9 protein-coding genes, 1 pseudogene and 1 riboswitch are annotated in these 8,396 nt (G+C 72.9%); of the genes and pseudogenes, 4 read left to right on the top strand and 6 right to left on the bottom strand.

Going from position 1 to position 8,396, the window contains the following annotated elements; all coding sequences use genetic code 11:
• Positions 1–73: 73 nt before the first annotated feature.
• Genes CWIS_RS08310 through CWIS_RS08300 form a run of 3 tightly spaced genes read left to right on the top strand, consistent with a single transcriptional unit; the run spans position 74 to position 2,213 of the window.
• Positions 74–1,378: a SufS family cysteine desulfurase gene (locus tag CWIS_RS08310; RefSeq protein WP_048342801.1), complete on the top strand. Its 1,305-nt coding sequence runs from the start codon at positions 74–76 to the stop codon at positions 1,376–1,378.
• Positions 1,375–1,863 carry a Fe-S cluster assembly sulfur transfer protein SufU gene (sufU, locus tag CWIS_RS08305; protein ID WP_048342800.1) on the top strand — a complete coding sequence of 163 codons (489 nt, stop codon included), beginning with the start codon at positions 1,375–1,377 and terminating at the stop codon, positions 1,861–1,863. The genes CWIS_RS08310 and sufU overlap by 4 nt, the downstream gene beginning before the upstream one ends.
• Entirely contained in the window at positions 1,860–2,213 is a 354-nt protein-coding gene (locus CWIS_RS08300) for a metal-sulfur cluster assembly factor (RefSeq protein ID WP_048342799.1), read from the top strand. Before sufU ends, CWIS_RS08300 begins: the two co-directional genes overlap by 4 nt.
• Before the next feature lie 229 nt (positions 2,214–2,442).
• Here the strand turns inward: CWIS_RS08300 and CWIS_RS08295 are convergent, their stop codons facing one another.
• Positions 2,443–3,270, bottom strand: a complete 828-nt coding sequence (locus tag CWIS_RS08295) for a hypothetical protein (protein ID WP_048342798.1) — start codon at positions 3,268–3,270, stop codon at positions 2,443–2,445.
• Positions 3,254–4,345, bottom strand: a complete 1,092-nt coding sequence (locus CWIS_RS08290) for a helix-turn-helix domain-containing protein (RefSeq protein ID WP_048342797.1) — start codon at positions 4,343–4,345, stop codon at positions 3,254–3,256. The genes CWIS_RS08295 and CWIS_RS08290 overlap by 17 nt, the downstream gene beginning before the upstream one ends.
• A gap of 283 nt (positions 4,346–4,628) precedes the next feature.
• Positions 4,629–4,747: riboswitch (SAM riboswitch) on the top strand.
• 11 nt (positions 4,748–4,758) lie between these two features.
• Between CWIS_RS08290 and CWIS_RS08285 the strand changes: the two genes are divergently transcribed.
• A complete protein-coding gene (locus CWIS_RS08285; protein ID WP_048342796.1) occupies positions 4,759–5,514 on the top strand; it encodes a hypothetical protein in 756 nt (251 codons plus the stop codon).
• Positions 5,515–5,563: 49 nt separating this feature from the next.
• Here CWIS_RS08285 and CWIS_RS08280 read toward each other — a convergent pair whose 3' ends face one another.
• From CWIS_RS08280 to CWIS_RS19325, 4 genes and pseudogenes are all read right to left on the bottom strand, one after another.
• A complete protein-coding gene (locus CWIS_RS08280; protein WP_048342795.1) occupies positions 5,564–6,520 on the bottom strand; it encodes an NYN domain-containing protein in 957 nt (318 codons plus the stop codon).
• Between the two features lie 19 nt (positions 6,521–6,539).
• Positions 6,540–7,421, bottom strand: a complete 882-nt coding sequence (locus CWIS_RS08275) for a neutral zinc metallopeptidase (protein WP_048342794.1) — start codon at positions 7,419–7,421, stop codon at positions 6,540–6,542.
• Positions 7,422–7,431: 10 nt separating this feature from the next.
• On the bottom strand, positions 7,432–8,133 hold the full coding sequence (locus CWIS_RS08270) for an energy-coupling factor transporter transmembrane component T (RefSeq protein WP_053071632.1): 702 nt from the start codon (positions 8,131–8,133) through the stop codon (positions 7,432–7,434).
• 47 nt (positions 8,134–8,180) lie between these two features.
• Positions 8,181–8,396: pseudogene (locus CWIS_RS19325) on the bottom strand (ABC transporter ATP-binding protein); the annotation flags it as partial.

Here is an 8,396-nt window from a genome sequence, read left to right as displayed (position 1 = left end):
CCCCCTCCCCCCGCGTGGGCGAGAGCCACGGCTCTCGCCCACGCGCAGCCGTCGAGGAATCGAGGGGAACGCCGTGAGCACCACCCTGGAGGCCGCCGAGCTGGCGGCCGTGCGGGCCGACTTCCCGCTGCTCGAGCGCACGCTGCGCGGCGGCAAGCCGCTCGTGTACCTCGACTCGGGAGCCACGTCGCAGAAGCCCGACGTGGTCCTCGACGCCGAGCAGGACTTCTACCTGCAGCGCAACGCCGCGGTGCACCGGGGCGCGCACCAGCTCGCCGAGGAGGCCACCGAGGCGTTCGAGGACGCGCGGGCGCGGGTCGCGTCGTTCGTCGGCGCCTCGGCGGGCGAGATCGTCTGGACGACGAACGCGACCGCGGGGATCAACCTCGTCGCGTACGCGATGTCGAACGCGAGCCTCGGGCGCGGGGGAGCGGCGGCGAGCCGCCTCGCGCTGGGCCCGGGCGACGAGATCGTCGTGACCGAGGTCGAGCACCACGCGAACCTCGTGCCGTGGCAGGAGCTCGCGGCGCGCACGGGCGCGACGCTGCGCTGGATCGGCGTGGCCGACGACGGACGCCTGCGGACCGACGAGCTCGCGACCGTCGTCACGGACCGCACGCGCGTCCTGGCGTTCACGCACGCGTCCAACGTGACCGGTGCGATCACGGACGTCGACGCGTTCGTCGCGCGTGCACGCGAGGTCGGTGCGCTCACGGTGCTCGACGCGTGCCAGTCCGTGCCGCACCTGCCGGTGGACCTGCACGCGCTCGGAGTGGACTTCGCGGCGTTCTCCGGCCACAAGATGTTCGCCCCGACGGGCGTCGGCGCGCTGTACGGGCGGCGCGAGCTGCTCGAGGCGATGCCGCCCGTCACGACCGGCGGGTCGATGGTCGAGGTCGTCACCATGACGGAGACGACGTACGCGCCGCCCCCGCAGCGGTTCGAGGCGGGCACCCAGATGGTCTCGCAGGCCGTGGCGATGGGCGCGGCCGCGACGTACCTGGCGGACCTCGGCATGGACGCGGTCGCGGCGCACGAGGCCCACCTCGCCCGTCTGCTGCTCGACGCGGTCGCGTCCGTCCCGGGCGTGCGCGTGATCGGCCCGACCGACACCCGCGACCGCCTCGCGACCGTCTCGTTCGTCGTCGACGGCGTGCACGCGCACGACGTCGGCCAGGTGCTCGACGACGCGGGCGTCGCGGTGCGCGTCGGTCACCACTGCGCGCAGCCGCTGCACCGTCGGTTCGGCGTCGCGGCGACCGCGCGCGCCTCGGCCGCCGTGTACACGACTGACGAGGAGATCGCGGTGTTCCGGGAAGCACTGGCAGGGGTCCGGACGTTCTTCGGGTTGACGGACGACCGCGAAGGAGTCGCATGAGCAGCTCGATGGAGCAGCTGTACCAGCAGGTGATCCTGGACCACGCCAAGTACCCGCACGGCCGGGGCCTCGGGGACGCGGTGACGGGCGCGCACACCGCGCAGTCGCACCAGGTGAACCCGACGTGCGGCGACGAGGTCACGCTGCAGGTCGACGTCGACGACGCCGGCGTCGTGCGGGGCGTGCGCTGGGACGGCCAGGGCTGCTCGATCTCGCAGGCATCGGTCTCCGTGCTGCACGACCTCGTCGTGGACCAGCCGCTGACGACGGTCGACCGGCTCGCGGGCTCGTTCCGCGACCTCATGCAGTCCAAGGGCCAGGGCCTGGACGACGAGGACGCCGAGGAGGCCCTCGGCGACGCGGCGGCCTTCACGGGCGTCGGCAAGTTCTCGGCGCGCGTCAAGTGCGCCCTGCTCGGCTGGGTCGCGTTGAACGACGCGCTCATCAAGACCGGTGCGACCCGCACCGAGAGGGAGGACGCATGAGCACCCCCACCACACCGCCGGCCACGACGCCGTCGAGCCCGTCGCCCACGACGGTCGCCGACGTCGAGGAGGCCATGCGTGACGTCATCGACCCCGAGCTCGGCATCAACGTCGTCGACCTGGGACTCGTGTACGGCGTCTCGCTCGAGCAGAACACCGCGGTGATCGACATGACGCTCACGTCGGCGGCGTGCCCGCTGACGGACGTCATCGAGGACCAGTCGGCGCAGGCGCTCGACGGGATCGTCGACGGCTTCCGGATCAACTGGGTCTGGATGCCGCCGTGGGGCCCCGAGAAGATCACGTCCGACGGTCGCGAGCAGATGCGAGCGCTGGGCTTCAACATCTGAGGCAACACCACGGAGGCGGTGGACGACGAACGATTCGTCCACCGCCTTCTGTTGTCCCCAGCGGCCTTCGGCCACCACCCCTGCTCGCGCCCGCCCGAGCATCGCAGAGGTCAGTCGTGAGTCGGCGGTGTGATGGGCGTGTGCGAGCAGGCGGACGCCCCGCAGGTGCTTGGTCGACTCCTGACGACCTTGACGATGCTCGTGCGCGACGCGATCAGTTGCGTGTCCGTCAGACGAGCACCGACCCTCCCATCGACTCGAGGAGGTCGGTCACGAGCGACGTGAACGCGGGAGCGACGGACGGGTCATCGAGCGCGGCCGCGGTCGCGAGCTCCGGGAGGAGCCCTGTGGGTGTGGAGGCGTGCGCCTGGTAGAACGCGAGCGCCGTGCGGGAAGCGGTCGCGGCGTGCGGCTCGAGCACGTGCGCCCTGAAGCCCCGCACCAGATCGGCGGTCTCAACGGCCTGCAGTAGCCGGAACGCGTCCAGCGCGTCCTTCTGCTTGAGCCGGTCGGGCCGGGCCGCTGCCTGGTCGAGCCGTTCACCGATCTTGATTGCCTTGGCGGTCAGAAGCGCTGCGGGGCCCGCCACTCGCAGGTCGAAGGTGCGGGCGTCTGCCGGGTCGAGCGAGTCGATCCTGACGGCGACGTTGTCGACGAGCGCGGGCTCCAGTCCGTGGGCGATGCGGGCGGTGAGCTCGTCGTGCGGTACGAGATGTGCCGCACGCGCCGAGGGTCGGGTCCTGCCGGACTGGTGGGGCGCGACCATGATGTCGACCGCGACGGCGCTCAGGGCGACCCAGTGGCCGGGGTTCGGTCCCGGAGTGAACCCGGCCGCTCGCAAGGTCTCACCGATCTCGGGGGCGTCGGCAAGGCCGGCGGTGTCGATGGCGAGGTCGGCATCGGTGGTCATGACCGGGACGTTCAGCTCGGCGTCGCCAGTGTGGTGGTACACGGCCTGCGCACCGACCAGGACGAGGTTGTCCCGGTGTCCCTCGAGGGCGTCGAGGGCGTCCATCAGGACGCGACGGGCTGCCACGTACTCAGGATCGAGAGCCATCGTCGTCCTTCCATGCCGGGTCGGTTGCCTCCAGGCTGTCCATGAGCTGCTCTGCCTCGGCGTCGGCACGCCCGGGCAGGGTGAGCAGGTCGGCGACGACGAGAGGCGCCGGCGCAACGGCCACGCCGTCGTCGGGCAGGATGCGCTGGTCGGCCGGCGCGGCGATGACGACATTGGCCGTCGTGGGGTCGGCGTCGATCAGACCGAGGCTGCGCGCGAGGTCTCGAGGATCGGTGGCGTACAGGGCGAGCAGCCTCATCGGCGCGACCGGCGTGGCACCGTCGGGCAGCAGCGTGCGAGCAGCCGCCGAGCCGGTGAGCATGACGGGCGCGACGTCGACGAGCCGATCGATGGCGCGGGGCAGTCCGCGGGGCGCGATGAAGTACGCCACGACGGGGTTGGTGGAGGGGAAGGAGTAGTCGTGGGTCCAGCGCCGGATCAGGTCCCGGCGACGAACCGAGGTGATCTTGCCCGCCTCGTCGCGTTCGACGATCCCCTCGGCCACCAGGGTGGCCAGCAGCTTCGAGACCGAGCCCGGGGAGACTCCGGCAGCGGCCGCGAGCTCGCGGACGCCGACCGGCGCGTCTGTCGACGCCAGTGCACGGATCGAGCGGCTCGCCGCTACGCCGTTCAGGCGGGTGACGGCGCTGCTCGCCCGATCCTTGGGAGCCTTGGCGGCGCCCTGGCCGGTCACCACGACCGGGGGATCGTCGAGGGCGAGCCGAACCCACCCGGTCGCGTCGGCATAGCTGAATCCTTCGGCAGCGAGCGCCTTGCGTAGTGCCGGACCGATGTATGGCGATGCGTAGAGCACGGGCAGGGCCGCGGCTCGTCCGATGTCGCGCAGGGTGGACACGATCGCTGCGGACGAGACCGACGCGGAGCGCTTGGCCTCGACGACCAGTCGAGCGGAAGCGCCGACGGGTCCGGTGAGGTCGACGACCGCGTCGAAGCGCTGGTCGACCGTCTCGGCGTCGGTCCGCGCGGTGAGTGCCCAGGGCGCAGGAAGCAGCGCGTTGACGCTCGCCAGAGCGTCAACGACCACCTGCGTTTCTCGACTTGTGCTGTTTCCCATAACGAGAAACAGGCTAGACCGAGAGACGGCGAGACGCAACGCCTGCGCGACGTTCGGCGCTGGAGCGCCCCGACAGGGCGATCAGGCGGTGCGCTCGACCGCGGTCGCGTCGTCGAGGAGGGCTCGCCCGACGAGCTCGCGCGAGCCGGCGGCCCGTTCGCCCGCTTGCTCGCGCGGCAGGACCAGCACGTCGCGGCGGTGGTCTAGTCGCGTCGCCTGCGTTCGTGTGACGTGCGGCGTCGCACCTTGCTGGTGCGTCGCGCACCGCGTTAGCGTCTCCCCAGGTCAAGAGCGACCAGCGATACGCCCTCCGCGTGCTGGTCCGGCAACCGCGCACACTCGCGCACGGTGCCCCCGGAGGAAGACCGGCCCGACGGCGACCGCCGTCGGGAAGTGCGAAGGGGAGTACACCCATGAGTGAGAAGTTCCTGCGTGCCGACGGTCTCGTCGAGCTGCGCCCCGACCCCGCGAAGGTGGCCGACGCGGCCCGGAACCGGGTCGGCCTCATCACCACCGGGGAGCTGTGCACTGCGTGCCTGGTCGGTGACTGGGGCCAGTCGCTCCTCAAGGTCACCAAGACGCTGTGCGACGACTGCACGTGGCTGGAGTCCGAGGTGTCGCGCCGTGCGGGGACCGGGCGGTCGCGGGCAGGTCGGCCGGGCCCCGGTCCGCTGCGGGCAGGCGGTGCGTCGGATCCCGGCGACGCCGCATGGGCGTCGATCCGCGCCGCTCGCGTCGCGCGCGAGGAGCGGTTGGCCCCTGTGTTCGCGCGTGCGGTGATGCTCGGTGTGCCGGTGGTCGACCTGGGTCCGGGCACGGGCGGGTTCGTCCCGGCCATCGCGTACGAGGACGTCGAGCGGTTCGACCTCGTCCCGCGCGACGCCGGGGCGCGGGTCGCGCGGTTCGCCGAGTGGCTGCGCGTCCTCGCGCCCGAGGACCATGCGGCGCGCAGCGCCGTCCTGGCGGACGTCCACGAGCTCGCGCGGGTCCTCCGTGCGGAGCAGGCGCGCGCGCGGCGGGCGCGGGCACGTGCGGAGCTGGACCGCGCGGGCCGCGAGGTCGTGCAGGCGCTGGCGACGGTCGGTCGTGCACCGCGCACGGTGGGCGCAGCGGCAGGGCGTCTCGTCCGCGCACGGTTCGCCTCGGTCGACGGACGGGTTCGCGCCTAGGGCTGCCGCCTTGACGGCGGTGTGGTCCACCCAGGGAGTCACACCGCCGTCAGCGGTAGCTGGGGCGCAGGCGGACGCGGGGCTGGTGCTTGGCCGACTCCTTGGAGATCTCGACGATGCTCGCGCGCGACGCGACGAAGTCGCTGAACGACGAGTAGCCCAACGGCCGCTCGACGAACGCCGGGTCGAGGCGCATCATCTGGTTCTTGACCTCGCCGTACGACAGCCACGGCTCGTCGTCCTTCTTGGCGTGGATGAGGCGCATGGCCCGCATGAGGAGCTGGGTGGCGCGCCGCTGAGCGGCGCGGTCCCCGGCGGGAGCCGGAGCGTCATTGGCGGTGACCTGCCCGGCTGCCGAACCCGCGCGTTCCGGCGCGTCGTCGGTGGTCGCGGGCGCCACGGGGGGCGCGTCGTCCGCGTCGTCGTCCTCGGGGGTGGTGCTCGTGTCGAGCAGGGCGTCGTAGTCGGCGAACTCGTCGCACGCGGACATGAGCGAGCGGCTCGTCGAGCCCGCGACGCCGACGCCGATCACGGTGCGGCCCAGGCGCTTGGCACGCTGCGCGAGCGCGATGTAGTCCGAGTCGCCGGCGACGATCACGACGTGCGTCACGTCCACGAGCCGGAACAGGTCCTCGATGACGTCGACGGCGAGGCGGATGTCCGCGCCGTTCTTCATGCGCGGGCCCACGGGGAACAGCTGGGTGAGGTCGACGGCCCGGTCGATGAGCTGCTGGTGGTAGCCGGCGTTGACCGGCTGGGACCAGTCCGCGTACGCGCGGCTCACGACGACCCGGCCGAACGACGACGCGTAGTCGATGATCGCGTCGACGTCGACGCGTGCGGTGCGCAGCTTCGTCGGGACGTCGCCGTCGGCGTCGAGGCGGTACTTGCGCGCGTCGTCGGACTGGAAGGCGCCGCGCCGGTGGACCTGGTCGTAGCGGGAGATCACGATGTTGTCGAAGTCGATGTAGACCGCGACGCGGGCAGCGCTCTCGTCGGTGCTCATGGGGCGAGTCTGCCGGACGTCAGAGGGTGCGAGCGGCGAACGTGTCGCACGCCGCGAGGTCGCGCTGCTCGTAGCCGGTCGTGAACCACCGCTGCCGCTGCTCGCTCGACCCGTGCGTCCAGGAGTCCGGGTTGACGTTCGTGCCGGACTGCTCCTGGATGTGGTCGTCGCCGACGGCCGCGGCCGCGTCGAGCGCCTGCGCGAGCTCGGCGGCCGAGATGGGCTCGAGGTAGGTCACGCCCGTGTCGGGGTCCTTCGTCGTCGCCGCGTTGCCGGCCCACATGCCCGCGTAGCAGTCCGCCTGCAGCTCGACGCGCACCGAGTCCGACTCGGCACCCGAGCCACCGCGGTCGGCCTGGCCGAACACCCCGGTGACGTTCTGGATGTGGTGGCCGTACTCGTGCGCGTAGACGTACATCTCCGCGAGCGGCCCGCCCTCGGCGCCGAACCGGCTGGTCAGCTCGTCGAAGAAGCCGAGGTCGAGGTAGATGGTCTGGTCGCCGGGGCAGTAGAACGGGCCCGAGGCCGACGACGCCTGACCGCATGCCGTCGAGACCGCCGAGGTGAACTCCACGGCCTCGGGGATGGTGGCGCTCGCGTCGGACATCGTCGAGGACCAGTAGGTGTCGAGCGAGTCGAGCGTCGCCGACAGTCGGCAGGCGCGGTCGGTGTTCGCCTGCTCGGCCGTGCACGCGCCGATGGTCGAGTCGTTCCCGGGCTCGCCGCCGCCGCCGAGCAGCGCCCCGGGGTCGACGTTGCCGCCGGACAGCAGCGTGATCGCCAGGATCACCAGGAGCCCGAGGCCGCCGACGCCGCCGCCGATCGCCATGCCCCTGCCCGCGCCCGAGCGCCGCGACTGCACGCGCCCGCCGCCGAAGCTGCCACCCTCCTGGAACGTCACGACCAGGACGTTAGTCCTCGTCGCCGCCCCGCGCGCGTCCAGCGGAGAGGTCGTCCTCACCCAGCCCGCGGGCGGCGAGAGCCTCGCCCGTCGCCCGCGCGTGACCGACCATGCGGACGGCTGCCGGGACGACGAGCGCGCGCGGTGAGCGGTCCAGGCCGCGGGCGCGCGCAGCGTCTCGTGACTCGAGGGTGGCCTGCACGAGCACGGGTACGGAGCGCAGCATGAGGCTCACCGCGAGCGCGACCGTCTCCGGGGACAGCCCCACGTGGCGCAGCGGTCGGGCGGCGCGGCGCAGGGTGTCGAGCAGGTCGTCGGCGCGCGTGGTCGCGGTGACGACCGTCGCCAGCAGGACGAGGGCGAGCAGGTCGGCCGCGGTCTCGAAGCCGACCTGCCACCCGCGTGCCCAGGTCTGGTACACGCCGACGACGAGCGCGACGATCGCGAAGCCGACGAGCCCGCGCCGGGTGCGGTGCCACTGCAGGCCGGCGACGAGGTGCGCCGTGACCGCCACGCCGAGCGCCACGGCCGCGCTGAGCGGACCGCGCACGAGCACGACGGCGGTGCCCGCGGCGGCCAGGGCGAGGAGCTTCGCGGCCGCCGGCGCGCGGTGCAGGGGCGACGTGCCCGGCTGGTGCAGGCCGAGCGGGCCGGACCACGCCGGACGCAGCGGGGTACCGGGCAGCGCGGGACCGACCGGCACGGGACCCATCGGCGCAGCGGCGGAACCGCCTGGCGCAGCGGCGGTCGGGTCTGTGCTCATCGTCGGGCGGCCGTCCGCATGAGGGCCTCGTACGCGGCGACGGTCGGCTCCGGCGCGCCGTCGTGGACGACCGACCCGTCGTCGACGACGAGCACGCGGTCGGCCCGGCGCGCGGCGTCGAGGTCGTGCGTCACGACGACGACCTGCTGCGACAGGCTCGCGAGCAGGTCGTCGACCACGGCGCGCCAGCGCAGGTCGAGCAGCGTCGTCGG

Origin of the sequence: Cellulomonas sp. A375-1, from assembly GCF_001040865.1 — a bacterium.
Lineage (GTDB): Bacteria > Actinomycetota > Actinomycetes > Actinomycetales > Cellulomonadaceae > Cellulomonas > Cellulomonas gelida.
The sequence above is the reverse complement of the archived record's forward strand: the minus strand, read 5'-3'. Positions and strand labels throughout refer to the sequence as shown.